26 protein-coding genes and 1 other RNA gene are annotated in these 22,731 nt (G+C 66.2%); 15 read left to right on the top strand and 12 right to left on the bottom strand.

Annotated elements, in window-relative coordinates; genetic code table 11:
* Nucleotides 1-21: 21 nt before the first annotated feature.
* On the bottom strand, nucleotides 22-1,365 hold the full coding sequence (locus tag KWG56_RS12965; protein ID WP_219355070.1) for a glycosyltransferase family 4 protein: 1,344 nt from the start codon (nucleotides 1,363-1,365) through the stop codon (nucleotides 22-24).
* Between the two features lie 142 nt (nucleotides 1,366-1,507).
* On the opposite strand from KWG56_RS12965, the gene argB reads away from it, so the two are divergent.
* The 3 genes from argB to dapD are packed head-to-tail and all read left to right on the top strand — an operon-like array spanning nucleotide 1,508 to nucleotide 3,977.
* Nucleotides 1,508-2,437: an acetylglutamate kinase gene (gene argB, locus KWG56_RS12960; RefSeq protein ID WP_201100992.1), complete on the top strand. Its 930-nt coding sequence runs from the start codon at nucleotides 1,508-1,510 to the stop codon at nucleotides 2,435-2,437.
* Nucleotides 2,434-3,108: a pyrimidine 5'-nucleotidase gene (locus KWG56_RS12955; protein ID WP_244999511.1), complete on the top strand. Its 675-nt coding sequence runs from the start codon at nucleotides 2,434-2,436 to the stop codon at nucleotides 3,106-3,108. The genes argB and KWG56_RS12955 overlap by 4 nt, the downstream gene beginning before the upstream one ends.
* Complete coding sequence (dapD, locus tag KWG56_RS12950) at nucleotides 3,105-3,977, top strand: 2,3,4,5-tetrahydropyridine-2,6-dicarboxylate N-succinyltransferase (RefSeq protein ID WP_219355069.1); 873 nt, start codon at nucleotides 3,105-3,107, stop codon at nucleotides 3,975-3,977. The genes KWG56_RS12955 and dapD overlap by 4 nt, the downstream gene beginning before the upstream one ends.
* A gap of 263 nt (nucleotides 3,978-4,240) precedes the next feature.
* Here the strand turns inward: dapD and KWG56_RS12945 are convergent, their stop codons facing one another.
* The 4 genes from KWG56_RS12945 to KWG56_RS12930 form a co-directional block, all read right to left on the bottom strand.
* The gene (locus KWG56_RS12945; protein WP_219355068.1) at nucleotides 4,241-4,930 is read right to left on the bottom strand and encodes a hypothetical protein; all 690 of its coding nucleotides are present in this window, start codon (nucleotides 4,928-4,930) and stop codon (nucleotides 4,241-4,243) included.
* Nucleotides 4,931-5,067: 137 nt separating this feature from the next.
* Nucleotides 5,068-6,999 (bottom strand): threonine--tRNA ligase, encoded by a 1,932-nt coding sequence (thrS, locus tag KWG56_RS12940; protein WP_219355067.1) that lies wholly within the window; start codon nucleotides 6,997-6,999, stop codon nucleotides 5,068-5,070.
* Nucleotides 6,996-7,232 (bottom strand): membrane protein insertion efficiency factor YidD, encoded by a 237-nt coding sequence (gene yidD / locus KWG56_RS12935; RefSeq protein WP_201100996.1) that lies wholly within the window; start codon nucleotides 7,230-7,232, stop codon nucleotides 6,996-6,998. The genes thrS and yidD overlap by 4 nt, the downstream gene beginning before the upstream one ends.
* A gap of 78 nt (nucleotides 7,233-7,310) precedes the next feature.
* Nucleotides 7,311-7,781: an iron-sulfur cluster assembly scaffold protein gene (locus KWG56_RS12930; RefSeq protein ID WP_219355066.1), complete on the bottom strand. Its 471-nt coding sequence runs from the start codon at nucleotides 7,779-7,781 to the stop codon at nucleotides 7,311-7,313.
* Nucleotides 7,782-7,817: 36 nt separating this feature from the next.
* Between KWG56_RS12930 and KWG56_RS12925 the strand changes: the two genes are divergently transcribed.
* A complete protein-coding gene (locus KWG56_RS12925) occupies nucleotides 7,818-8,312 on the top strand; it encodes a WapI family immunity protein (RefSeq protein ID WP_219355065.1) in 495 nt (164 codons plus the stop codon).
* Nucleotides 8,313-8,590: 278 nt separating this feature from the next.
* Here KWG56_RS12925 and KWG56_RS12920 read toward each other — a convergent pair whose 3' ends face one another.
* Nucleotides 8,591-9,283 (bottom strand): HAD family hydrolase, encoded by a 693-nt coding sequence (locus tag KWG56_RS12920; protein ID WP_219355064.1) that lies wholly within the window; start codon nucleotides 9,281-9,283, stop codon nucleotides 8,591-8,593.
* A 31-nt stretch (nucleotides 9,284-9,314) separates the two neighbouring features.
* Entirely contained in the window at nucleotides 9,315-10,118 is an 804-nt protein-coding gene (locus KWG56_RS12915; RefSeq protein WP_219355063.1) for a tetratricopeptide repeat protein, read from the bottom strand.
* Between the two features lie 88 nt (nucleotides 10,119-10,206).
* Here KWG56_RS12915 and KWG56_RS12910 point away from each other — a divergent pair, with 88 nt between their 5' ends.
* Nucleotides 10,207-11,592 carry a leucyl aminopeptidase family protein gene (locus tag KWG56_RS12910; RefSeq protein WP_219355062.1) on the top strand — a complete coding sequence of 462 codons (1,386 nt, stop codon included), beginning with the start codon at nucleotides 10,207-10,209 and terminating at the stop codon, nucleotides 11,590-11,592.
* A 3-nt stretch (nucleotides 11,593-11,595) separates the two neighbouring features.
* On the opposite strand, the gene KWG56_RS12905 is transcribed toward KWG56_RS12910, so the two are convergent.
* On the bottom strand, nucleotides 11,596-12,069 hold the full coding sequence (locus KWG56_RS12905; protein WP_219355061.1) for a hypothetical protein: 474 nt from the start codon (nucleotides 12,067-12,069) through the stop codon (nucleotides 11,596-11,598).
* Between the two features lie 180 nt (nucleotides 12,070-12,249).
* Between KWG56_RS12905 and KWG56_RS12900 the strand changes: the two genes are divergently transcribed.
* Complete coding sequence (locus KWG56_RS12900; RefSeq protein WP_219355060.1) at nucleotides 12,250-13,035, top strand: C40 family peptidase; 786 nt, start codon at nucleotides 12,250-12,252, stop codon at nucleotides 13,033-13,035.
* Between the two features lie 70 nt (nucleotides 13,036-13,105).
* Here KWG56_RS12900 and KWG56_RS12895 read toward each other — a convergent pair whose 3' ends face one another.
* Nucleotides 13,106-13,786: a c-type cytochrome gene (locus KWG56_RS12895; RefSeq protein WP_219355059.1), complete on the bottom strand. Its 681-nt coding sequence runs from the start codon at nucleotides 13,784-13,786 to the stop codon at nucleotides 13,106-13,108.
* Between the two features lie 145 nt (nucleotides 13,787-13,931).
* Between KWG56_RS12895 and KWG56_RS12890 the strand changes: the two genes are divergently transcribed.
* Nucleotides 13,932-14,654, top strand: coding sequence for a 3-deoxy-manno-octulosonate cytidylyltransferase (locus KWG56_RS12890; RefSeq protein ID WP_219355058.1), 723 nt, complete (start codon nucleotides 13,932-13,934; stop codon nucleotides 14,652-14,654).
* A gap of 160 nt (nucleotides 14,655-14,814) precedes the next feature.
* On the opposite strand, the gene nudC is transcribed toward KWG56_RS12890, so the two are convergent.
* Nucleotides 14,815-15,735 (bottom strand): NAD(+) diphosphatase, encoded by a 921-nt coding sequence (nudC, locus tag KWG56_RS12885; RefSeq protein ID WP_219355057.1) that lies wholly within the window; start codon nucleotides 15,733-15,735, stop codon nucleotides 14,815-14,817.
* A 70-nt stretch (nucleotides 15,736-15,805) separates the two neighbouring features.
* Between nudC and ffs the strand changes: the two genes are divergently transcribed.
* An RNA gene (gene ffs, locus KWG56_RS12880) (signal recognition particle sRNA small type) lies at nucleotides 15,806-15,901 on the top strand.
* A 137-nt stretch (nucleotides 15,902-16,038) separates the two neighbouring features.
* Nucleotides 16,039-17,895 carry a DNA polymerase III subunit gamma/tau gene (locus KWG56_RS12875; protein WP_219355056.1) on the top strand — a complete coding sequence of 619 codons (1,857 nt, stop codon included), beginning with the start codon at nucleotides 16,039-16,041 and terminating at the stop codon, nucleotides 17,893-17,895.
* 59 nt (nucleotides 17,896-17,954) lie between these two features.
* On the opposite strand, the gene KWG56_RS12870 is transcribed toward KWG56_RS12875, so the two are convergent.
* Entirely contained in the window at nucleotides 17,955-18,569 is a 615-nt protein-coding gene (locus KWG56_RS12870; RefSeq protein ID WP_219355055.1) for a malonic semialdehyde reductase, read from the bottom strand.
* Nucleotides 18,570-18,732: 163 nt separating this feature from the next.
* Between KWG56_RS12870 and KWG56_RS12865 the strand changes: the two genes are divergently transcribed.
* Nucleotides 18,733-19,062, top strand: coding sequence for a YbaB/EbfC family nucleoid-associated protein (locus tag KWG56_RS12865; RefSeq protein ID WP_201101010.1), 330 nt, complete (start codon nucleotides 18,733-18,735; stop codon nucleotides 19,060-19,062).
* Complete coding sequence (recR, locus tag KWG56_RS12860; protein ID WP_219355054.1) at nucleotides 19,062-19,679, top strand: recombination mediator RecR; 618 nt, start codon at nucleotides 19,062-19,064, stop codon at nucleotides 19,677-19,679. The genes KWG56_RS12865 and recR overlap by 1 nt, the downstream gene beginning before the upstream one ends.
* 6 nt (nucleotides 19,680-19,685) lie before the next feature.
* Here the strand turns inward: recR and KWG56_RS12855 are convergent, their stop codons facing one another.
* Nucleotides 19,686-19,982 (bottom strand): hypothetical protein, encoded by a 297-nt coding sequence (locus tag KWG56_RS12855; protein WP_219355053.1) that lies wholly within the window; start codon nucleotides 19,980-19,982, stop codon nucleotides 19,686-19,688.
* Between the two features lie 114 nt (nucleotides 19,983-20,096).
* Here KWG56_RS12855 and KWG56_RS12850 point away from each other — a divergent pair, with 114 nt between their 5' ends.
* From KWG56_RS12850 to KWG56_RS12835, 4 genes are all read left to right on the top strand, one after another.
* Entirely contained in the window at nucleotides 20,097-21,311 is a 1,215-nt protein-coding gene (locus KWG56_RS12850) for a DNA recombination protein RmuC (protein WP_219355052.1), read from the top strand.
* A gap of 92 nt (nucleotides 21,312-21,403) precedes the next feature.
* On the top strand, nucleotides 21,404-21,862 hold the full coding sequence (locus KWG56_RS12845; protein ID WP_219355051.1) for a hypothetical protein: 459 nt from the start codon (nucleotides 21,404-21,406) through the stop codon (nucleotides 21,860-21,862).
* A gap of 3 nt (nucleotides 21,863-21,865) precedes the next feature.
* Complete coding sequence (locus KWG56_RS12840) at nucleotides 21,866-22,054, top strand: helix-turn-helix transcriptional regulator (protein WP_201101015.1); 189 nt, start codon at nucleotides 21,866-21,868, stop codon at nucleotides 22,052-22,054.
* A gap of 9 nt (nucleotides 22,055-22,063) precedes the next feature.
* Entirely contained in the window at nucleotides 22,064-22,714 is a 651-nt protein-coding gene (locus tag KWG56_RS12835) for a hypothetical protein (RefSeq protein WP_219355050.1), read from the top strand.
* Nucleotides 22,715-22,731 lie beyond the last annotated feature (17 nt).

Raw genomic sequence — 22,731 nt, 5'->3', positions numbered from 1 at the left:
AAGCGGTGAAAATTTTTACGGCTATTCAGCGCCCACCTTGCTGTACAACTCACGTAAGCGGGCGTCGTAGGCATCGTTGTTGAAGAGGGCGGCTTGCGTTCGACCTCGTGCAGACGCCTCCTCGCGCCACCCTGCGTCGGCGTCGATCATTCTCACGGCTTTGGCGAGCGCATCGATGTCATAAGGGTCGACCTGAAGCGCGGCGTCGCCGGCGACCTCGGGAAGAGAGCCTTGATTGGACGTCAGAACGGGTGTGCCCAGGCTCATCGCTTCGAGCACGGGAAGGCCAAATCCCTCATACAGGGACGGAAACAGGACCGCCCGAGCGCCACGGATCAGGCTGATCAGGGTGGTGAATGACATATATTCGTAGAAATGGACCCGGTCAGCGCCTGGACCGCCTACGGACTTCAGGTGTGTGATGGGTGCGATTTCGGGCTCGCTCAGCCAGCCCCGGCCTCCGACGACGACAAGCGGCGTCTTTACGCCCGAGGCCAGATAAGCTTCGACGACACGGCCCAGGTTCTTCTTCGGCTCGACGGCGCCGAAATGTAGAAAATATTCGCTCCAGCCGAGCTGAAATGTCGCTTCGAGTTCTATGGCGACATCGGCCTGAGGGCGATCAATCAGGGCTTCGGGCAGGCTGACCGCCTGGTAGGTGTTGGTGACACGGTCCTCTGGAACGCCCAGCATGCGGATGACGTCCTGGCGCGTGGCTTCTGACACCACGGCGATATGATCTGCGTGGCGCACCACTTCACGGCACAGGTTCATGAACACCTGCTTGTTGTGCAGTGTCGTGTGCGGAAGCCGCAGAGGAATCAGGTCGTGGATTGTGTAGATGTTGGGCGCATTGCGGGCGCGCAGCGGAAGAAGCGTGGTCCAGTGCATCACGTCAGGCGCGGGGGCCTCATCGGTCGCAAAATGTACTGGCGTGCCGCGACCATGCTTCTTGAAGGCGCGGTTGGCGTAGAAATACAGCTTGTGACTGGCCCAGAACTGAGCAGCGACGGGGCGGGCGGCTTCACCGCCGGGCCAGATCACGTCGCTGGAAATGCTGACAGGGTGAGCTGTTCGGCCTTGCGGGCTGAAGAAAGTCCGCAGATCGCGATCAAACTTCTGCGCCATGCGGAGCGGTGTGGCGGGGCGTTCCGGATCCAGTATCGCCACCTCCCCAAAAGGCTTGAACGGCCCGGCTGGGATCGTGGGCCCAAATAGTGCTTCGGTTCGAAAGCCTAGACGATCAGCCGCCTTGAGCAGATTACGGCTATATGTGGCGATTCCTGTGCCTTGGGTCGCCGCGAGGTTGAAACCGTCAACGCAGATGGACTGGCCAGTGCGATCCTTCGCTTTCGTGTCAGGCATTTCCGCGCATCTCGATGAGGTCTCGACCGCGTGCGGGTCGTGTCGGACCTAACATGTGTTGTGATCGCCTGACCAGAATGACCGTGGCAAAGACCCTTCCGGGCGTGACTCCGCGCGTCACCCCCGCTATCTCGCGCGGGCAATGAACGAAACCGAACGCCAATCCGAAGAACGCAGCTGGGAGACGGCGAAGACGCTCGCCGAGGCCCTGCCGTATATTCAGGTCTATGACCGTGAGACCGTGGTCATCAAATACGGCGGCCACGCCATGGGCGAGAGCGCCGTGGCCAAGCAATTCGCCGCCGATGTCGTGCTGCTGAAGCTGATGGGCGTGAACCCGGTCGTAGTGCACGGCGGCGGGCCGCAGATCAGCGCCATGCTGGATAAGGCGGGCGTGAAATCCAGCTTCATCGACGGCCTGCGGGTCACGGACCCGGCGACGATGGAAGTCGCCGAGATGGTGCTGTCGGGCGCGGTCAACAAAGAGATCGCCCACTGGATCACCATGGCCGGCAAGGAAGCCGATGTGCGTGGCGTGGGCCTGTCGGGCAAGGACGCGGGTCTGCTGACGGTCGAGAAGACGCGCCGCACCAAGCGCGACCCCGACAGCATGATCGAGCACGAGGTTGATCTGGGCTATGTCGGCGAACCGACCAAGGTCGATCCGAAGCTGATCGCCGGACTGATCGCCTCGGAGACCGAGGACTGGGTTCCGGTCATCGCCCCGATCGGCGTGGCCGAGGACGGCCAGACCTTCAACGTCAACGCCGACACGGTGGCGGGCGCCATCGCCGGTTCGCTGAACGCCAAGCGCATGCTGCTGCTGACGGACGTGCCGGGGGTCAAGGGGGCGGACGGCCAGATCATCCGCCAGATGACGCTGGAAGAGGCGCAGAACCTGATCGACACCGGCGTGGCTACGGGCGGCATGATCCCCAAGCTGGAGACGGCGATGGCGGCGGTTCGCGCGGGCGTCGAGGCCGTGGTCATTCTGGACGGCCGCCGGTCGCACGCCATGCTGGTGGAGCTGTTCACCGAGTTCGGCGCAGGCACCCTGGTGAAGGCGTCTTGACCGACCTGAACCCCGCCAATCTGGGCCACGTCAACGCCTGGGTGTTCGACATGGACGACACCCTTTATCCGCGTGAGCAGGGGCTGATGCGTCTGGTCCAGGCGCGGATCAACGCCTTCGTGGTCGAGGCCGTGGGCCTGGCGCCGGAAGAGGCGGCGGTGATGCAGCGCCAGTTTCTGGACGAGCACGGCACGACGCTGGCGGGCCTGATGGCCAACTACGCCGTCGACACCGACCGCTTCCTGAAGGAAGTGCATGACGTGCCGCTGGATTCGGTCGAGCCGAACCCGCGTCTGGCCGAACGGCTGAAGGCCCTGCCGGGCCAGTGTTTCGTCTTCACCAACGGCGCGCGCGACTATGCGCACCGGGTGCTGGACCGGATCGGGATTTCCGACTGTTTCGCAGGCGTCTTCGCCATCGAGGACGGGGATCTGACGCCCAAGCCGAACCCGGCGACCTTCCGGCGGATGCTGGAGCGGTTCGACATCCAGTCCCACCGCGCCGCCTTTTTCGAAGACACGCCCAAGAACCTGGAGCCGGCCAAGGCGCTGGGCATGACCACGGTTCTGATCGGCGACGGGCATGGCAAGCCGTTGGGCGACCACATCGACATCATCGCCCCCGATCTTCTCGACTTCCTCTCCGACCTGAATCTCAAGGACGCCGCATGACCGACCTGTCGCATCTCGAATCCGTCATCGAGGCGGCCTGGGAAGACCGCGCCAATGTCTCGGCCGCGACGCAGGGCGATGTGCGCCATGCCGTCGAAAGCGCGCTGGCCCTGCTGGACTCCGGCCAGGCGCGCGTGGCCTCGCGCGGCGACAACGGCGTCTGGACCACGCATCAGTGGCTGAAGAAGGCGGTGCTGCTGTCCTTCCGCCTGAACGACAACCAGATCATGCGCGCCGGATCGCGCGGCCCGGTCCTGCCGATCTCGTCGGACCACGCCTCGGGGCTGGGCCCCTTCTGGGACAAGGTGCCGAACAAGTTCGGCGAATGGGGTCAGGCCGATTATCAGGCGGCGGGCTTCCGCTCGGTGCCGGGCGCCATCGTCCGTCAGGGCACCTATATCGCCAAGAACGTCGTGCTGATGCCGTCGTTCGTGAACATTGGCGCCTATGTCGATGAGGGCACGATGGTGGACGCCTGGGCCACGGTCGGCTCCTGCGCCCAGATCGGCAAGAACGTGCACCTGTCGGGCGGCGCGGGCATCGGCGGCGTGCTGGAGCCTCTGCAGGCCAATCCCACCATCATCGAGGACGGCTGCTTCATCGGCGCCCGCGCCGAGGTCGCCGAGGGCGTGATCGTGCGCGAGGGCGCGGTCCTGGCCATGGGCGTCTATCTGTCCGGGTCGACCAAGATCGTGGACCGCGCCACCGGCGAAGTCTTCCGCGGCGAAGTTCCGGCCTATTCGGTCGTCGTGCCGGGTTCTCTGCCGGACCCCAAGGGCGGCCCGTCGCTGTATTGCGCCGTCATCGTCAAGCGGGTCGACGCTCAGACACGGGCGAAGACCGGCGTGAACGAACTGCTGCGCGACTGATTTTCGCTGAATTTCGGATAGCAGAAAGCCCGCCCCGTTCACTTGGGGCGGGCTTTCTCGTTTGCGGGCAGCGCTAGAACCAGTCGACCGCAATCTCAGACTGTCATTCCGGGGCTGAGCGAAGCGAAGAACCCGGAAGCCAGGGCTGCGGCGTCGTTGCTGGGCGTATTCGGCGCTGGATTACGAGTCTCCTGGATTCCGGGTTCGTCCTACGGACGCCCCGGAAGGACGGTCTGAGGTTGAATGCCGATTGAACCTTGCGGTCAGCAGCCGCCACCGGGAATCTGCGCGGCGGGCGCCGCCACGGTCAAGGCGTCGCCCTTCAGCATCAGGAACACGCGGGCGCATCCGCCTTTGGGGGCGCGATGCCATTCGTCTGGTGCGCCTGACAGCAGGGATGTCCCGCCGACCATAGCCCGATAATCGGTGTGCCAGTCGAAGTAGGAATTAGGGGCCAGGGTCAGGCCGGTCACCTCGGCTTTCCACGATTGGACATCGACCCGTGAATAGCGGCCGTCGCTGGAAAGATGGAAGACGATGTCGTCGTTGTAGTTGCCGCTGCCGAGAGCGTTGCTCTCGAACACAATCAGCTCTCCCGTCTGATAGGGAGGATTGTACCATTGCGCGTCCTGGCTTTCGGCGTGGGCCAGAAGTTGTCGCTGGCCGTCCTTTGTCTGGCGAATGACCGCTACGGCGCAATAGCCGTCGTAACAGAAACCCGCTCTGTTCTTGGGATCGGCGGGGCCTGTGCCTTGAAGCTGATAGACAAGCGCGGCACCGTCCGCGTCGGGGCCTGAGGAAAAGACGCCCGTTTCATAGACCACGCATCTTTTCTCGGATGACCCCATGCAGGGCTCAGGCTGTGTGCGGCTCTTGGACGGCTTTTCAGGCGCTGGTGGGGGCGAGCAGGCGCCCGCCAGTATGGCTATGGCGATCATTGTCGCGTGTCGCATGGGCCTGAGGGTGTCTGGTCTGGGGGAGATACTGCTCAGTATCAACGACAAGAGGGACGCGCCATCGGCCCGCCCCTCTCTGTTTATCACTATCGATTGACCACCCATCAGGCGGTTATGAAAGGCGATGCCTCGGTTTACTGGCCGAGCCGCTTCAGATCCGGCGGCGTCGCTTCGTCGGTGAGGAGGGCGATGGCTTCCTCGATGGTGACGATGGTCTGGGCCTGGCTGCCCAGGCGGCGGATTGCGACCTTGCCTTCTTCGGCTTCCTTGCGGCCGACGACGGCGATGGCGGGCACCTTGCCGACTGAGTGTTCGCGGATCTTGTAGTTGATCTTCTCGTTGCGCAGGTCGGTTTCGACGCGCAGGCCCGCCGCGCGGAACTTGGCCGTGACCTCTTCGGCATAGCCGTCGGCGTCCGACGTGATGGTCGCCACCACGGCCTGGGTCGGGGCCAGCCACAGCGGGAAGGCGCCCGCATAGTTCTCGATCATGATGCCGATGAACCGTTCGAACGACCCCAGGATCGCGCGGTGCAGCATGACCGGGCGGTGCTTCTGGCCGTCTTCGGCGATATAGGTCGCGTCCAGACGTTCGGGCAGGACATAGTCCAGCTGGATCGTGCCGCAGGTCCATTCGCGGCCGATGGCGTCCTTGACGATGAAGTCCAGCTTTGGCGCGTAGAAGGCGCCGTCGCCCTCGGTCACGACCGGTTCGGTCCCGGCGGCGCGGGCGGCCTCAAGCATCAGGGCTTCGGCCTTGTCCCAGAACTCGTCCGAACCGGCCCGGTTCTCGGGACGGGTGCCCAGGCTGATATAGGCGGTCTCCATGCCGAGGTCGGCGTGGACGCTGCGGGCCAGCTTGATGAACTCGGCCGTCTCTTCGACGATCTGGTCCTCACGGCAGAAGATGTGGGCGTCGTCCTGGGTGAAGCCGCGCACGCGCATCAGGCCGTGCAGCGAGCCCGACGGCTCATAGCGGTGGCAGGCGCCGAACTCGGCCATGCGCAGCGGCAGCTCGCGATAGGACCGCTGGCCCTGATCGAAGATCTGGACGTGGCCGGGGCAGTTCATCGGCTTGAGCGACAGGGTCTCGCCCTCGACCGTCTCGCAGACGAACATATTGGGGCGGTACTTGTCCCAGTGGCCGCTCTGCTCCCAGAATTTGCGGTCCAGCACCTGGGGCGTCTTGACCTCGACGTATCCGGCGGCGTCCAGGCGGCGGCGCATATAGGCCTCCAGCACGCGCCACAGCACCCAGCCCTTGGGGTGCCAGAAGACCATGCCGCGCCCCTCTTCCTGCATGTGGAAGAGCTCCATCGCCTTGCCGACCTTGCGGTGGTCGCGCTTTTCGGCCTCTTCGATCCGCAGCAGATAGGCGTCCAGATCCTCCTTGGTCGCCCAGGCGGTGCCATAGATGCGCTGAAGCTGGGCGCGGTTGCTGTCGCCCCGCCAATAGGCGCCCGCCAGCTTGGTCAGCTTGAAGGCCTTGCCGACGAACTTGGTTGTGGGGAAGTGCGGTCCGCGGCACAGGTCCGCCCATTCGCCCTGCTTATAGACGGTGATCGTTTCCGTCTTCGGCAGGTCGCGGATCAGTTCGGCCTTGTAGCTTTCGCCGATTTTCTCGAAGTGGGCGATGGCCTCGTCGCGCAGCCAGACCTGGCGCTCCAGCGGGGCGCCCCGGTCGATGATCTCGCCCATCTTCTTTTCGATCTTGGCGAAGTCGTCGGTCGAGAAGGGTTCGTCGCGGGCGAAGTCGTAATAGAAGCCGTCCTCGATGGCCGGGCCGATGGTGACCTGGGTGCCGGGGAACAGTTCCTGCACCGCCTGGGCCAGCACGTGGGCGGCGTCGTGGCGGATGGTCTCCAGCGCCTCAGGATCGTCGCGCATCAACAGGCGGAAATCGCCGTCGCCGTCGATGACGCGGTCAAGGTCGCGCTTCTCGCCGTTCCAGACGACCAGAGCCGCCTTCTTGGCCAGAGAGGGAGAAATGGCGGCGGCCACGTCGCGGCCCGTCGAGCCTTGCGGATACTGACGCACCGCGCCGTCGGGGAATTTCAGTTCGATCATCGTTTTTCTTTGACTGGGGGCACGGGATCATAACCCGACCCTCCGAAAGGATGGCATTTACAGAGCCTGCGCACGGTGAGCCATCCCCCCCGCACCGGACCATGCTGGATCAGGGCGTCGCGCCCATAGTCCGAACAGGTCGGCAGGAATCGGCACTGCTGGCCGATCAGGGGGGACAGCGTCAGCTTGTAGCCCCGATGGGCCGCGCGCACGCCGCGTTCATAGAGAGACATTTGTCCCTTCGCCGGGGGCTGATGAGGGTTCGCCGTGCTTATCCCCTGTCACAGCAGGGGGATCAACCGGGCAGGGCCTCAAGCCGCGCCGGCGAGGCGAGTTCGCGTGTTGGTGTGATGCTTTTCCAGCGCCTGATTGACGGCGGCCAGCGTCGCCTCGATGGCGACCAGCGACGAGGCGTGGCGCGCGGGATAGTCAGCAACCTGTTTCAGGACGCGCAGATACTCGAACCGACCGGTCGGGCCGTCGCCGCCGGATTTCAGCATGGCGGACATGGCGTCGCGGGCGTCGGCGATCTCGGAGACGCTGGCCCCGATCACCGACTGGCCCAGCACCCCCGCCGCCGCCTGACCCAGGGCGCAGGCCTTAACGTCCTGCGCAAACTCAACGATCCGTCCCTGATCGTCCAGCACCACATCGACCGTCGCCCGCGATCCGCACAGTTTGGCGACCCGCTCCGCCGTGCCTTCAGGCGCAGCCAGCCGCCCCGCGTGCGGCAGGTTCGCCGCCAGCGTCAGGATGCGCGTGCTGTAGAGATCGTCGATCATGGGGTGAAGATAGGACGTGTGCGCGCGAGGGGGAAGATGGACGGTTTGCTTGATCTTGCGGCTAAGTTAGAGTTCGGCATGACGCGGTTTTTCGAGCCCGACACTGAAGCGCACCTGACGCTGGGCGGACTGTCCATCTGGGTGGATGGGCGAGAGCATCCGCACAGTGATGACGGCGATGATGGAAACTGGCTGATCATTTACGCCAGAGTCGAGGCGCCCGGCGCCTTGGTCGAGCTAAGTGGGCCGTGGTTGCGCAGGGGCGAGGTGGCGGCCTTCCTGCAGCAGGTTGAAGCCATGTCGGAGAATTTGAGCGGAAAGGCTGAGCTGTATCCGGTCGAGCCTGCGATCAAGGCGGTGTTGGAGATCGATGTGCGTGGGCAGATCGCCCTCGTCGTTGAGGCCACGCCCGATCATATGACGCAGTCGCACAGGTTTCGCTTCGAACTTGATCAATCCTACTTGCCAGCGATCGTACGGCAATGCCGGGGAATTCTGTCCCGGTTTCAGGCTTTGAGCGTGAAAGGCTAAGGCTTCAACATTCGGTTCTTGCCTGAATATGAAAGGCTTTTCACGTGTCTTGGGCGCCCGGCTACAGGGGCATCCGACAGCAGGCCAACGAGATGACGCTGATGTCGGCCCACAGGTCACGGGCTGGTGAATGCGGGCGTCATTCTGGTCGGAGTGTCGATTGTCGTCTTCGACATCGCCGTCTCCCTGTAGTGGCCTATATCTGGGCGTCGGCGGCAGGGATGGACCCGGAGGGTCTAAGAGAACTGACCCAGCGGGTCGTGGCGGGCGTCTTCCTGCTATGGTTGGACTTCCTCTCGCGGTGTGTGCTGCAGGATGATGTTTAGGCCGGTGCTGCTGACCGTCAGTTCCGCATCCGCATAGTCGGCCAGTTCAGGCCAGTTTGTCTTCAGCGGGTGCTGCTGGGCGGCGGTGATCACCACCACGTCGGCGCCCGCAGCCTCGCCCGCGCGGACCCCCGCCTCGGCGTCCTCGAACACCAGGCAGTCGGCGATGTCGAAGCCCAGCGTTCGCGCCGCCTTCAGATAGCCCGCCGGGTCGGGCTTGCCGTTTTCGACGTCCTCGGCGGTGATGAAGACGGCGGGCGGGGTTACGCCGGCGGCGGTCAGTCGCGCACGGGCCAGGGGCACGGTGGCCGAGGTGACGATGGCCCAGCGGTCGGGCGGCAGGCGTTTGACGAAATCGATGGCGCCGGGAATGGGAACGACCCCCTCCACATCCTCGATCTCTCCACGTTCGACCCAGGCGATCTCGGCTTCCAGGTCGATGTCCGGCAGGTTCTGTTTCCTGATGGTGTCGGCGGCGCGCACCCCGTGCATGGTCGGCAGGAAGGCGGCGACATCAATGCCGTGCCGCTCGGCCCAGCGGCTCCACACCCGCTCGGCGGCGGCGGTCGAGGTGATCAGGGTGCCGTCCATGTCGAACAGGAAGGCCTGATAGGTCTTGGCGGCGGCGCGGGGGGAGGAAGTCATGCCCCCTATCAGCATGGCGGCCCGGTCGGGATCAACCGCCCTGCAGCGAGGTCCAGGTGCGCGTGCCGTCGGGGGTGCGAGGCGACCCGCGATCCTGCAGCCAGCGCAGGTTCCGCTCGGCCTGTTCGGGCGGCATTTCACGACGCAGAATCTGCTCCGCCTCGCCCATCTTGCCCTGCAGACCCAGCACCATGGCCAGGTTCAGCTTGACCTTCAGCGAGGCGTTCGGCTGGGCCACGGCGCGGCGCAGCAGGGTCTCCGCGCCCGGCGCGTCCCCTTGCGTCGCGGCGGACATGGCGGCGTTGGCCAGCACATCGGGATTGTTCGGCGACAGGGTCAGGGCCTGGTTCCAGGCGGCGCGGGCCTCGTCAAACCGGCGCACCTGCTCATAGGCCGTGCCCAGCAAGGAATAGGCGCGCCAGTCGCGCGGCGCCTGGTCGCGCGCCCGCTCCAGTGGACCGATGCCGTAGAAGGCCTGCCCCCGAGCGATATGGGCACGGCCGAGCTCCAGCATGGCGTCCAGATTGGTCGGCTGGATGGCCAGGGTCGTCTCCGCCGCCTCGACCGCCTGATCGTAACGCCCCAGTTCGCGCAGGGCCTGGGCCAGCCTGACCCCGGCGACGGGATCATTGGGCACGGCCTCCTGTTCGCTGGCCCAGAAGACCGAGCGCGACAGGGCGTCCATCCGGTCATAGGTGGCGCGGATTTCGGGCGAAGACGCCTGGCGCAGGCTGGATGCCGCCTGATCCGCAGGCGCGCGCGCCTCGGCCAGCGCGGGCGATGCGGTCAGCGTCAGCAGGGCGATGGTTGCGAGACGGGCGGTCATGCGCGACATGGGGTGGATCCTGACGGTCCTGGGTTCTGCGTCTGAGAATCGCGGGTTCGCGTCAAATCTTGGTTAATGGCCGGAAAGGTTTGCCTCCATGTCCGCACTGCACCCCCAACTGGTCGCCGCAGAAGACACCGCGAACGCGATACCGATCCGTTTCGTCGGCCCGGGTGATCAACTGGATGAGGCGGCGCAGCGCTGGGCCGATGTCCATGCCTTCGAGGGTAAGCCCGGTCAGTTTCTGGTCGTGCCGAATGCGCAGGGCGGCGTGGGTCAGGTGATCGTCGGCGCGGGCGACCGGTTCGACCCCATGTCCGCGCGCGGCCTTTCGGCGCGCCTTCCGGGCGGGGTTTACAGGCTGGATGTGGCGGCGGATCAGGCGGGGCAGGCGACGCTGGCCTTCCTGCTGGGGACCTATGTGTTCGACCGCTACAAGGCGCGGACGGACAAGGGGCTGGTGCGGCTGGTGACGCCCGAGGGGCTGGACGCCGCCGAGGTCAGCCGCATCGCCGCCGCCTGCGCCCTGGCGCGGGAAATGGTCGACACCCCCGCCGCCGACATGGGGCCGTTGCAGATCGAGACGATCGCCCGCGAGATCGCCGAAAGCGCTGGGGCGACGATCACGGTGACGACGGGCGACGCCCTGCTGGAAGACAACTACCCCGCTGTTCATGCCGTGGGCCGCGCCGCCGCCCCGCACCGGGCGCCGCGCGTCATCGAAATCGGCTGGAAGCTGGACCAGACGGACCTGCCGCTGGTCGCCCTGGTCGGCAAGGGGGTGGTGTTCGACACCGGCGGTCTGGACCTGAAGCCCGCCGCCGGAATGCGCAACATGAAGAAGGACATGGGCGGATCGGCTCATGCTCTGGCGCTGGGGCGGCTGGTCATGCAGGCGGACCTGCCCGTGCGGCTGGTGGTCATCGTGGCTGCGGTCGAGAATGCGGTGTCCGCCGACGCCTTCCGTCCCGGCGACATTCTGAACAGCCGAAAAGGTCTGACCATCGAGATCGGCAATACGGACGCTGAGGGGCGGCTGATCCTGGCCGACGCCCTGACGCGGGCGGGCGAGCATTCGCCGGACCTGACGCTGGACTTCGCCACCTTGACCGGCGCGGCGCGGATCGCCCTGGGGCCGGAATTGCCGCCGCTCTATACGGATGACGAAGCCCTGGCGGCGAGCCTGCTGGCGGCGGCGGCTGAGGTGCGCGATCCCCTGTGGCGGATGCCGCTGTGGGCCGGGTACCGCGCCGCGCTGGACACCGAGATCGCGGACATGAAGAACGATTCCTCGGCCTGGGCCCAGGCCGGATCGGTCACCGCCGCCCTGTTCCTGCAGAAGTTCGCACCCGTAACCGGCGCCTGGGCGCACATGGACATCTTCGCCTGGAACCCCCGCGCCCGCCCCGGATATCCAGAGGGCGCTGAGGCCCAGGCGCTGCGGGCCTGTTACGCCATGCTGAGGGCGCGATACGCCGCCTGATCGTCAGGCGAAGATCGCGTCAGGTTCTATCTCGCTGCTTTCGTCGGACGGCGGTCGAAGCGGTCGGATGCGCCGTGCCCTCGACCGCACGCCCTTGACTGCTGTTGTCGCCATACGTGCGGCAATACCGACGGCAGACCGAATCTGACGAACCAGCCCGCGCCAACTGGCTGCGGCGCGCAGGCTGATGGCCAGAGCCATCATGTCGAACACCACGGTCACGTCGAACATCAGCACCCAGCCCGTCAATTCTGGCGCGGCCATCGCGTATATCCGCACGCCTTCCGCCTCGAACAGGGCGACGGCCAGAACGCCAAGGCCGACGACCAGAAGCAGGCCAAGGACCTGTCCGCGCGAGATGCGGGATAGGTGACGTGCGGGCGTCTCCACCAGCCAAAGTCTTAACGACGCGCCGATTGGTCCTCGGTCAAAAAGGGTCAATCCGAAGGCAATGAGCAGGCTTGATATCAGCAGCATGTGGGGCCCCAGATGTGCTTACCCTATGGAATCGATGTGGGCGCGCCCCTTGCCCATTCAAGCCGGACAGTCAAACAAGCCGAACGCGGTTCTGTTGATTGTCCTCAGAAAATCGTCGGCTGTTAACGGGCGGTTCGCCATCAGTGGATAGTCTGAGGTCTCCATAGACGCGAGCCCACGTTGACCGACGTCCTCGACCTTCTTCCGCCCGGCGATCTGCTCGCCCGTTCCGACCTCGCCGAACAGGCGCTGGAGGGGCTGGTGCGCGCCGACCGGTATCGCAAGACCGACGCCATGCATTGCCGGGCGCCGGTGGCGGACCTGTTCTCGTCCAGCGATGAGCGGATCGATCAGCTGCTGTTCGGCGAGATTTTCGATGTGCTGGAGACGGTGGGTGGTCGCGCCTTTGGTCGGGCGCGCCGCGATGGCGTGGTCGGCTGGGTCGTGCTGGACAGTCTGAAAGAGGGCGCGCCGCTGGCGACCCGGCGCGTCGCCGCCGTCGATGCGGCTCTCCCGTTGAATTCTCTGGTGATCGAGGCGGAAGGTTTGGCCGAGGCCGATCTGGCGCCGGTCGGCGATTTCGAACGTGATCCCGTTGCGGTGGCCGAACGCCTGCTGGGGCGGCCTCATGCGCTGGGCGCGCGGTCATCGATTGAAACCGATTGCTCCGGTCTGGTGCAGCAGGCGCTGCTGGCCTGTGGTCTGGCCGGACCACGCCGTTCGCACGCTCAGGCCGAACTGGGCCGCGCGGTTGCGCCTGATGATCTGCAGCGCGGCGACATTGTCGTCTGGATGGCGCCGCAAGGTGATCATGATTGGACCGGACATTCGGCCCTGATGATCGACGGTGAGCGTCTGATCCACTCGACCGGCTCGCGCGGTGGGGTGGTGATCGAGACCTTGGCCGAGGTCGAGGCGCGCTTCGTCGCCGACGGCTTTGCCCCCGCCGTCTTCCGCCGTCTCTGAGTTTTCAGACACACCGGCATGAAAAAGGGGCGGCTCCTGCGAGCCGCCCCTTCTCAATTCAGTCGCTGAATCAGTGCGCTGCCGCAGGAGCCGGAGCTTCAGCCGGGGCCGCTGCAGCCGCCGCCGGAGCCTCTGCGCCAGCCGCGCCCTCAGCCGGGGCCGCGCCTTCAGCCGGAGCCGCCGCGCCCGGCTGACGCGAAGGATCGGGCGCCGGGATCGGGTCGTTGGTCGAGCCCTGGGTGCGCAGCCAGGCGATCAGATTGATGCGCGTCTGGGTGTCGCGGATGCCGGCGAACGACATCTTGGTGCCGGGCACATATTTGGCCGGGGCCGTGATGAAGCTGTTCAGGGCGTCATAGTTCCAGGTCGGAACATCGGCCTTGTGCTTGGTCATGGCGTCCGAATAGGCGAAGCCTGCGCGGTGCAGGACCGGGCCGCCGACCACGCCGTACAGGTTAGGACCGATCTTGTCGGCTCCGCCCTGGTGCGCGTCGTGACAGGCCTGGCAGCGCGCGAACGCCGCCTCGCCAGCCGCCAGATCCGCCGTCGGCAGGACCGTGCCCCAGTCCGGCGGCAGCTCCACTTCCGCAGCGCCGCCTGCCGCCTCATCGGGGGCGTCGACGAAATAGCCCATCTTTTCGGGGGGCTCAGAATGATAGATCAGGCCCGAAGCCTGCTGCACGACCAGGATGACGAAAGCCGTCCCCAGGGCCGCACCGAAAATCTTGTTCCACTTCAGATCGCCGCTCATGCGCCTGGTCGATTCCCTCTGCCGCTCCGGGCCCCTCGCAAAACACGCCCCGGACATATTCTTGCCTTGGCGTCTCTGGCACGGTAGCGCGGCCTTCGCAACCGCGCCCGGCACATGACGGGTCCGACAGTCGTCAGGGAAGCCGATGAATCCTTTGATAATGATACCCGCTCGCATGGCGGCGACCCGTCTACCGAACAAGCCGCTGGCCGATATCGGCGGCGTGCCGATGATCGTTCGCGCCTACCAGCAGGCCGAGGCCTCGGGCCTCCCGGTTGCGGTCGCAGCGGGCGATCCCGAGATCGTGGCGGCCATCGAAGCCATTGGCGGCCGTGCGATCCTGACCGACCCCGACCTGCCCAGCGGGTCCGACCGCATCCGCGCCGCCGTGGACGCCATCGACCCTGAAGGCGATTTTGACGCGGTCATCAATGTGCAGGGCGACATGCCGTTCGCCAGTCCCGGTCTGGCCACCGCCTGCGCCGCCATCCTGCATGGCGAGCCGACGTGCGACATTGCGACCCTGGTGGCGAGGGAGGCGGACGCCTCGGACCGCGCCAACCCTGACGTGGTCAAGGCCGTGCTGGCCCTGGCTGAGGGTGAGCGTCAGGCCCGCGCCCTCTATTTCACCCGTTCGACCCTTTATGGGGAGGCGCCGATCTGGCGTCACATCGGCGTCTATGGCTATCGCCGTGCGGCGCTGAATCGGTTCTGCGACGCGCCGCAATCGCCGCTGGAGAAGCGCGAGAAGCTGGAGCAGCTGCGCGCCTTGGAGATGGGGATGCAGATCTGGGCCGCCGTCATCGACGAGGCCCCCCTGTCCGTCGACAACCCGGCGGACCTCGAAGCGGCCCGCGCGCTGGTTTAGCCGACATCGTCATTCCGGGGCTGAGCTAGCGAAGACCCCGGAATCCAGGTCTACAGGCGTGACGCTCGATGCATTCCGCAGCGGATGCAGGCCTCCTGGGTTCCGGGTTCGTCCTATGGACGCCCCGGAATGACAGTCTTCGCTGAGTGCCGATTGCGCCTTAAGCCTCCTCCGCCCAGGTCTTGATCAGGCTGTGGGCGATGGCGAAGGGGGGCGGGGCCTGGATCGTCGGGTGTTCGCCCGCCAGCACCGCCCGCGCCTCGGCCCGCGTCAGCCAGCCGACGGATTCCAGCTCGGTCTGGTCCGGTTGCGCCTGATTGTCCGACACCTCGGCGATCAGGCCGATCATCAGTTGCGACGGGAAGGGCCACGGCTGGCTGGAGTGATAGGCCGTGTCGATCACCGTCAGACCCGCCTCTTCCTTCACCTCGCGGGCGCAAGCCTCCTCGATTGATTCGCCGGGCTCCAGGAAACCGGCCAGGGCCGACATCCGGCCCTGCGGCCAGGCGGCCTGACGTCCCAGAAGACAGATCGGCTCCGGCCCGCCCTTATAGACGGGCAGCATGATGGTGACCGGATCGACGCGGGGGAAATGTTCGGTCCCGCAGGCCGGGCAGACGCGCTTCCAGCCGCCCGACGCCGTCTGGGTCAGGGTGCCGCAGTTGGCGCAGAAACCATGCCTGCGCCGCCAGTCGAACAGGCTCTTGGCGCCGCCCGCCATGGCGGCCTCGCTTGCCGACAGTATGGCGGCGGCGGCCCGCATCTCATGAAAGGCGCCGATGCCCCGCACCGGGCCCTCGGCGGGGTCGATTGAGCCTTCGAATTCGACGGCGAAGACCGGCTCGTCCTTCCATAGCCCCAGAAACAGTTCGCGGTCGCGCACCATGTCGCGGGCGTGGGCCATCGACAGCCAGGTCAGGCGCGGACCGTCCGCGCTGTCCTCGATCAGCGGGCGGCCTTCCCACAGCACCATCGCCTGGGCGTAAGGCTTATCCGCCTGCTCGGCCAGCCACTCGGGATCGTTGCGAAGGTCGCCGGCGCGGTCCAGCGGATTGCCGGCGAAGATGTTCAGGTGAGCCATGCCTCCTTGTAGCGCCGCTGCAGGAGGGGCGAGAAGACTTGATTCTCATCGCATCAGCCGTCATATCCCCTCTCGGAGATCGCGGGCGAAGGCTTCGCCAATCTGGTCAGGGCCGGAAGGCAGCAGCCACAACGAATTCACCTTCGGGTCGCGGTCTCTACTTCCCTACATTTTGAATATGCCATGCTGGCGACGCGGGCGCTCGCGGGTTGAGCGCGGCTGTTCACTGCGCTGCGACCGGAATGACGAACGGGGGGCGGGAATCGCTTCGCGGCGACGGTCGCCCATTGTAAGAGTCGCTCCATGACGGACCATGACCCCAGCCTCGACGGCCCGCCCTGGGAAGAGGACGACGTCGCCGAACGCGACGAGAACACCGACGACATGTTCGGTTCGCCTGCGGCTGCGCCTGAACCGGCTGCTGCGCCCGTGGCTGCGGCGCCGGCCGCTGCGCCCAAAACCGCGCCGTCCGAGATCGAGGCCCATGCAGACGATGGGTCGGCCTATCAGGTGCTGGCCCGCAAATACCGCCCGCGCACCTTTGAGGATCTGATCGGCCAGGAGGCGATGGTCCGCACCCTGACCAACGCCTTCGCCACGGGCCGGATCGCTCACGCCTTCATGTTGACCGGGGTGCGGGGGGTCGGCAAGACCACCACCGCGCGCCTGCTGGCCCGCGCGCTGAACAATGAAACCGACGTCATCGACCGGCCGTCTCTGACCCTGAGCGCGCAGGGACGGCACGACGCCGCCATCATGGCCGGTCAGCACATGGACGTCATGGAGATGGACGCCGCGTCGCACACGGGCGTCAACGACATCCGCGACATCCTGGAAAGCGTCCGCTACGCCCCCGTCGAGGCCCGCTACAAGGTCTATGTGCTGGACGAGGTCCACATGCTGTCGACGCAGGCGTTCAACGCCCTGCTGAAGACGCTGGAAGAGCCGCCGCCCCACGCCAAATTCATCTTCGCCACGACCGAAATCCGCAAGGTGCCGGTGACGATCCTCAGCCGGTGCCAGCGCTTCGACCTGCGCCGGGTCGAGCCGGAGATCCTGGTCGAGCACCTGGGCCGGATCGCCGACCGCGAAGGCATGAAGATCGAACAGGACGCCCTGGCCCTGATCTCACGCGCGGCGGAAGGCTCGGTGCGCGACGGCCTGTCGCTGCTGGATCAGGCCCTGGTGCAGGCCGAGCGCGGCCAGATGGTCAAGACCGAGACGGTGCGCGACATGCTGGGTCTGGCCGACCGCAGCCAGACCATCGCCCTGTTCGAATCGATCATGGCGGGCCGCACGCCTGAGGCGCTGGAGAATTTCCGCACCCTGTACGGCTTCGGCGCCGATCCGGTGCAGGTGACCAACGACCTGCTGGAGCATTGCCACGCGGCCTCGGTCGCCAAGATGCTGGGCCCGAATGCGACCCGCCTGCCCAATGATCAGGCGCAGAAGCTGACGGCCCTGGGCGCGGCCATACCGGCGGCGACCCTGTCGCGCACCTGGCAGATGTTGTTGAAGGCGCTGGACGAGGTGCGCCGCGCGCCCAATCCCGCCGATGCGGTCGAGATGGCCATCGTGCGTCTGGCTTATGCAGCGGACCTGCCGGGACCGGAAGAGGCGCTGAAACGTCTGCAGTCCGGCGATCCCATCGGCGGCGGCTTGGCCCCGCGTGGCGGCGGCGGCGGCGGGGGCGGCGGCGGCGCCTCGGCCCAACTGGCGGCGCGCCCGGTGGTCCAGTCCGCTTTGCCCAATCCGCAGAGTTTCGAGCAGGTCGTGGCCCTGATCGGCGAGAAGCGCGAAATCGGCCTGCAGATGGATGTCGAGCGGTTCGTCAAACCCGTCTCGTTCAAGCCCGGCGCCATCGTCTATGAAAGCGTCGAGGGCGCGCCGATTGAACTGGCGCGCAAGCTGGCTGGGCGGTTGAAGGAATGGACCGGCCGCACCTGGCTGATCGCCGCCAACGGCCAGGGCGGCGGCGAAACCCTGATCGAACAACAGAAGAAGGCCCGCGCGGCCGAGCGTGCGGCGGTCGAGGCCGACCCGTTCGTGGTTGCGGTGCTGAAGGCCTTCCCCGGCGCGACCCTGGGCGAGATCAAGCGGATCGCCCCCACGGTGGTGACCCCGGAAATCCCCGACGACGCAGGCGACGACGAGGACTGAAAACGAAAAGGCCCCGGACCAGCGTCCGGGGCCTTTGATCTTCTAAAGCAGGCTTCGCCTCAGAGGATTTTGGCGGCCTGATCGAACGACAGGCGCGGCGAGCGCGGGAACAGGTTCTCGTCGGTGCCATAGCCCAGGTTGATGATGAAGTTCGGCTCGACATTGCTGTCGGCGAAGAACTCGGCCTTCACGCCGGCGGCGTCGAAACCGGACATCGGGCCGACGTCCAGGCCCAGGGCGCGGGCGGCGATGGTCAGATAACCGCCTTGCAGCGAGGCGTTGCGGAAGGCGGTCTCGCGGCGACCGGCTTCTTCACCGAACCAGTCCTTGGCGCCCGGCGCGTGCGGGAACAGGGTGTCCAGATGCTCGTGGAAGTCGATGTCCTGGGCGATGATCAGATTCACCGGCGCCTGCAGCGTCTTGGCGCGGTTGCCTTCAGCCATCAGCGGGGCCAGACGGGCCTTGGCCTCGGGCGAGGTGATGAACAGGAAGCGGGCCGGGGTGGCGTTGACCGCCGTGGGGCCGAACTTGGTCAGGTCGTACAGCTTGTGCAGCAGTTCCGGCGCGACGGGGCGGTCGCTCCAGGCGTTGCGGGTGCGCGCTTCGGTGAAAAGCTGCGACAGGGCGGCGTCCGACAGCGGGGCGTCGCGTTGGGTTACGGCATCATAGGCCATTGGGGAGGCGTCCTGATTAGATTAGCAACGAGTGCAGGTGCTAATTAGGCGCTCTGAGAATTGCTGCAAGTGCAAAACCAGCAATTCAATGTTTCCATATGCGACGACGCGCCACGAAACGAACCCCCTGTGCGACACGCGTCGTTCGCCCTATCTAGGGGGTATGAAAGACCTTACTCAACTTATGCAGCAGGCCCAGGCGATGCAGCAAAAGCTGCAGGACGCCCAGGCCAGGATGGCCGAAACCTCCGCCGAGGGCTCCTCGGGCGGCGGGCTCGTCTCGGTATCCCTGAAGGGGCCGGGAGAGATCACTGCGATCAAGATTGACGACAGCCTGCTGACGCCCGGCGAGGGCGAGATCCTGGCCGACCTGATCGTCGCCGCTCACGCCGACGCCAAGCGCAAGCTGGACGAGCAGAACAACGCCCTGATGCGTGAGGCGGCGGGTCCGATGGCCGGGATGAACATTCCCGGAATGCCGAAACTCTTCTGATGGCTGCGTCCGCCGGGCCGGAGATCGAACGGCTCATTTCGCTGCTGGCCAAGCTGCCGGGTCTAGGCCCGCGATCCGCGCGTCGTGCGGCGCTGGCCCTGTTGAAGCGGCGCGAGCAACTGCTTGTGCCGCTGGCGGCGTCTCTGGCTGAGACGGCGGAGAAGGTCGTGTCCTGCTCGGTGTGCGGCGCGCCCGACACGCGCGATCCCTGCGCCATCTGTTCAGACGGTTCGCGCGACAACGGCCTGATCTGCGTGGTCGAGGAGGCCGGCGCCCTGTGGGCGATGGAGCGGTCCGGCGCGTTCCGTGGCAAATATCATGTGCTGGGCGGCCTGTTGTCCGCCCTCGACGGCGTGGGGCCTGAGCATCTGCGCATCACCGAACTGGTGGGACGGGTCAGGCATCAGAGAGAAGGGGGCGGCGGCGTGCGCGAGGTCGTGCTGGCCCTGCCTGCCACCGTCGACGGCCAGACTACGGCCCATTATGTCGCCGAACGTATTTCCGGCCCGGAGGTCGAGGTTACTTCTCTGGCGCGCGGCGTGCCGGTCGGCGGCGAACTGGATTGGTTGGACGACGGCACCATCGTCCAGGCCCTGCGGGCGCGCCGTCCCGCCTGAGGTCGATCAGTTGGACGGCGTCGCGGGCGGCGTCTGAGCGGCGGGCGCTCCCCCGTCTGTCTCATCGAAAGTGCGGGCCTGCGCCGCCTGCTCGCCGGCGGTCGGGTTCTGGGCGCTGAAACCGCCGTTGGACACCAGCCACATGCCCAACAGCAGGATGGCCACCGCGCCGGTCGACAACAACAGCAGCACCAGCATGCGCGGATTGCGTCGGCCGCCGCGCACATATTGCGCCTCGACGGGGCGTCCTTCGTGGACCGCGTCGGCGGCCTTGTCGTGGCGGTCGGGTTCTACGGGTGTCATGGGCGCCTCTCATTGAACGAATGGATGCAGCCAAACCAACGTCAGGGAGCGACCGGCGTTCCTGAAAGATGCGGGCGGCTTCAAAACCGCCGCGACTCCGGCTAGGAACGGAGCATGAACATGATCGTCCCCATCCTCGCCCTGCTCGCCGCCGCTTTGGGGGGCGGTTTCCTGTGGGCCTATATGGGCTGGCAGCGGACGCGCGGCGATCTGGCGGCGGCCGAGGCGCGGATTGATCTGGTCGAGGAAAGCCGCGTCACCATGGGCGAACTGCTGCGCGCCCAGGCGGCCCAGTCGGCGCAGGTGGTGGCGGATCAGATGGTCAGCCGCGCGACCGAGACCTTCCGCGCCCAGGACCAGCTGGCGCGCGAGCGGATGGCGGCTCAGCTCAAGCCCGTCGCCGACACCCTGACCAAGTTCCAGGAGCATGTCGCCGCGCTGGAGAAGACCCGCGCCGAGGAGACAGGCGGCCTGCGCGAGCAGTTGGCGGCCCTGATGACGGCCTCCTCCGCCACGCGCGACGAGGCCCGCAAGCTGACCGAGGCCCTGCGCGGCAACACCGGCCGTCGCGGACGCTGGGGCGAACAGACCTGCCGCAATGTGCTGGAGGCCGCAGGCATGGCCGGACGATTCGACTTCACCGAACAAACCTCCAGCGCCGACGACGAGGGCCGCCAGAACCGCCCCGACTTCATCGTGCGCCTGCCCGGCGGCGGCATGTTCGTGATCGACGCCAAGGTGCCGCTGGCCTTTGATGAAGGGGAGGGGGACGAAGAAGCGCGCGCCCGCTCGGTCGGTCTGCGCACCGCCGCCAGCCTGAAAACCCACGTGCGCCAGTTGTCGACCAAGGCCTATCAGGACCAGTTCAAGCCCAGCCCCGATTTCGTCGTCCTGTTCGTCCCGGGCGACAGCTTCCTGGCCACGGCGCTGGACCATGATCCGGACCTCTTGTCCAACGCCATGGAATCCCGCGTCGTCATCGCCACCCCGTCCACCCTGTTCGCCCTGTGCAAGGCCGTCGCCTATGGCTGGCGCGCCGAGGAGCAGGCCGCCAACGCCGACAAGGTCGCCGCTCTTGGGCGCGAGCTTTACAAGCGGTTGTCGGTCATGGGGGGGCACGCCTCCGCCGTCGGGCGGGCGCTGGATCAGGCGGTCGGCAAATACAATCAGTTCGTCGGGTCGCTGGAAAGCCAGGTCATGGTCTCGGCCCGTCGCTTCGAGGACCTGCAGGTCGACCATGAGGGCAAGGCCCTGCCCGAGCTGCCTCCGGTCGAGACTGCGCCGCGCATCATCAGCCGCCCGGAATTGATCGCGCCGAACGGGGACTGAAACATCTCCGCATGAAATATGGAAAGCTTGCTTGACAATGCCTTTTTCGATGTGACAAATACACTTGTCATTTAGACAAGGGGTATTGACGAATGCGCAAATGGTCGAAGGTCACCAAGGCGACCGCCATCACATTGGGCGCCGGCATTGCGTTCCTCATTCCAGGCGCGATCCTCGCCGGTTATGGCGAGAAGGCAGGCTGGTTCCCTGATAGCGTGGCCATTCTGACCGTGTTCGGCGTCTATGCCGCGGGCATGATGATCGGCGCGCTGTGGATCGGCGCCGAATGGATGCGCTCCATCGATGAGGCCGCGCGCGAAGCCCATAAGTCCGCCTGGTACTGGGGCGGTTCTGGCGGCATGTGCGTGGGCGGCATCGCCTTCATTCTGGCGTCGGCGGGGCCATGGCGCGAGGTGATCGCACGGTCCATCGGCACGGGCGGCCAGCCGATCGACTATATGCTGACCGGCGCGGCCCTGATGCTGGCGCCGATGATGATCGGCTATATCGTCGTCTGGACCTGGTGGTGGCTGGCGCGGATGCGGGGCTGAGCCATGAACAACCGTCTCAAGGTTCTGCGCGCCGAACGCGACTGGTCCCAGGCCCATCTGGCCGAGGTGCTGGGCGTATCGCGCCAGACCGTCAATGCGCTGGAGACCGGTCGTTACGACCCGTCCCTGCCGCTCGCGTTCAAGATCGCCCGGATCTTCGAACAACCCATCGAATCCATCTTCTCGGAATAGGGCCTCGCCATGACGAACCTGTCTTCCAAGTCCATGCCGCAATGGGCCAGACCGCTTGGCGGCATCGCCCTGATCTTCGCCGTCTGCGGCGTGGCGGGCTATGGCGTGGGTCATCTCGCCGCCGAAGTCTTCCCTCATGCCCTGCCTGCGGCGGACCTCAGATGGTCGGACGTGCTGGCCTGCCTGCTGGCGGGCGGTCTGATCTTCGGCGCGATCGCCGTGTTGATCACCAGCCTGAACGCCCGCCGCCTCGGCCGCATGTACAAACTGGAAGGACCGGCGTCCGCTCATGAGATCGCGGTCGCCCGCTTCCAGGCCCTGGTCATCGGCTTTTCCGGCCTCATCCTGCTGCTGCCGATGGTGTTCAGCCTGACCGGCCTGCCGCCTCTCTTCGGCGTCGCCGCCATCGCCCTCCTGTTCGTCGCCCATACGGTGATGAACTGGCGCGTCTATCGGCAGGCTGACGAACTGCTGCGCCGTTCGGTGCTGGAGACGGCGACCATCGCCTTCTTCCTGGGGCAGGGTCTGTTGTTCATCTGGGCCGCCGCCGAGCGTCTGGGCGTCGCCACGCCCCTGACGGCCTGGGACGTCTACGCCGTCCTGATGGCTGTCTATCTCGCCGCATCCCTAACGGTCAGCGTTCGTCGCGGCCTGGCCTGATCCCGCCAATCCACATC

This window comes from Brevundimonas nasdae, assembly GCF_019395145.1.
GTDB classification, from domain to species: Bacteria; Pseudomonadota; Alphaproteobacteria; order Caulobacterales; family Caulobacteraceae; genus Brevundimonas; species Brevundimonas nasdae.
Note: the sequence above shows the minus strand (reverse complement) of the source record. Positions and strands in the feature narration are given on the sequence as shown.

Excerpts from the sequence above, each read along its gene's own strand:
- KWG56_RS12895 (WP_219355059.1), bottom strand. The coding sequence starts at position 13,786 with ATGAGCGGCGATCTGAAGTGGAACAAGATTTTCGGTGCGGCCCTGGGG.
- KWG56_RS12855 (WP_219355053.1), bottom strand. The coding sequence starts at position 19,982 with ATGACACCCGTAGAACCCGACCGCCACGACAAGGCCGCCGACGCGGTC.
- KWG56_RS12910 (WP_219355062.1), top strand. The coding sequence starts at position 10,207 with ATGTCCGCACTGCACCCCCAACTGGTCGCCGCAGAAGACACCGCGAAC.
- KWG56_RS12925 (WP_219355065.1), top strand. The coding sequence starts at position 7,818 with ATGGACGGTTTGCTTGATCTTGCGGCTAAGTTAGAGTTCGGCATGACG.
- KWG56_RS12840 (WP_201101015.1), top strand. The coding sequence starts at position 21,866 with ATGAACAACCGTCTCAAGGTTCTGCGCGCCGAACGCGACTGGTCCCAG.
- KWG56_RS12835 (WP_219355050.1), top strand. The coding sequence starts at position 22,064 with ATGACGAACCTGTCTTCCAAGTCCATGCCGCAATGGGCCAGACCGCTT.
- KWG56_RS12920 (WP_219355064.1), bottom strand. The coding sequence starts at position 9,283 with ATGACTTCCTCCCCCCGCGCCGCCGCCAAGACCTATCAGGCCTTCCTG.
- KWG56_RS12965 (WP_219355070.1), bottom strand. The coding sequence starts at position 1,365 with ATGCCTGACACGAAAGCGAAGGATCGCACTGGCCAGTCCATCTGCGTT.
- KWG56_RS12845 (WP_219355051.1), top strand. The coding sequence starts at position 21,404 with ATGCGCAAATGGTCGAAGGTCACCAAGGCGACCGCCATCACATTGGGC.
- recR (WP_219355054.1), top strand. The coding sequence starts at position 19,062 with ATGGCTGCGTCCGCCGGGCCGGAGATCGAACGGCTCATTTCGCTGCTG.
- yidD (WP_201100996.1), bottom strand. The coding sequence starts at position 7,232 with ATGTCTCTCTATGAACGCGGCGTGCGCGCGGCCCATCGGGGCTACAAG.
- KWG56_RS12915 (WP_219355063.1), bottom strand. The coding sequence starts at position 10,118 with ATGTCGCGCATGACCGCCCGTCTCGCAACCATCGCCCTGCTGACGCTG.
- KWG56_RS12865 (WP_201101010.1), top strand. The coding sequence starts at position 18,733 with ATGAAAGACCTTACTCAACTTATGCAGCAGGCCCAGGCGATGCAGCAA.
- thrS (WP_219355067.1), bottom strand. The coding sequence starts at position 6,999 with ATGATCGAACTGAAATTCCCCGACGGCGCGGTGCGTCAGTATCCGCAA.
- KWG56_RS12945 (WP_219355068.1), bottom strand. The coding sequence starts at position 4,930 with ATGCGACACGCGACAATGATCGCCATAGCCATACTGGCGGGCGCCTGC.
- KWG56_RS12890 (WP_219355058.1), top strand. The coding sequence starts at position 13,932 with ATGAATCCTTTGATAATGATACCCGCTCGCATGGCGGCGACCCGTCTA.
- nudC (WP_219355057.1), bottom strand. The coding sequence starts at position 15,735 with ATGGCTCACCTGAACATCTTCGCCGGCAATCCGCTGGACCGCGCCGGC.
- KWG56_RS12930 (WP_219355066.1), bottom strand. The coding sequence starts at position 7,781 with ATGATCGACGATCTCTACAGCACGCGCATCCTGACGCTGGCGGCGAAC.
- dapD (WP_219355069.1), top strand. The coding sequence starts at position 3,105 with ATGACCGACCTGTCGCATCTCGAATCCGTCATCGAGGCGGCCTGGGAA.
- KWG56_RS12905 (WP_219355061.1), bottom strand. The coding sequence starts at position 12,069 with ATGCTGCTGATATCAAGCCTGCTCATTGCCTTCGGATTGACCCTTTTT.
- argB (WP_201100992.1), top strand. The coding sequence starts at position 1,508 with ATGAACGAAACCGAACGCCAATCCGAAGAACGCAGCTGGGAGACGGCG.
- KWG56_RS12875 (WP_219355056.1), top strand. The coding sequence starts at position 16,039 with ATGACGGACCATGACCCCAGCCTCGACGGCCCGCCCTGGGAAGAGGAC.
- KWG56_RS12850 (WP_219355052.1), top strand. The coding sequence starts at position 20,097 with ATGAACATGATCGTCCCCATCCTCGCCCTGCTCGCCGCCGCTTTGGGG.
- KWG56_RS12870 (WP_219355055.1), bottom strand. The coding sequence starts at position 18,569 with ATGGCCTATGATGCCGTAACCCAACGCGACGCCCCGCTGTCGGACGCC.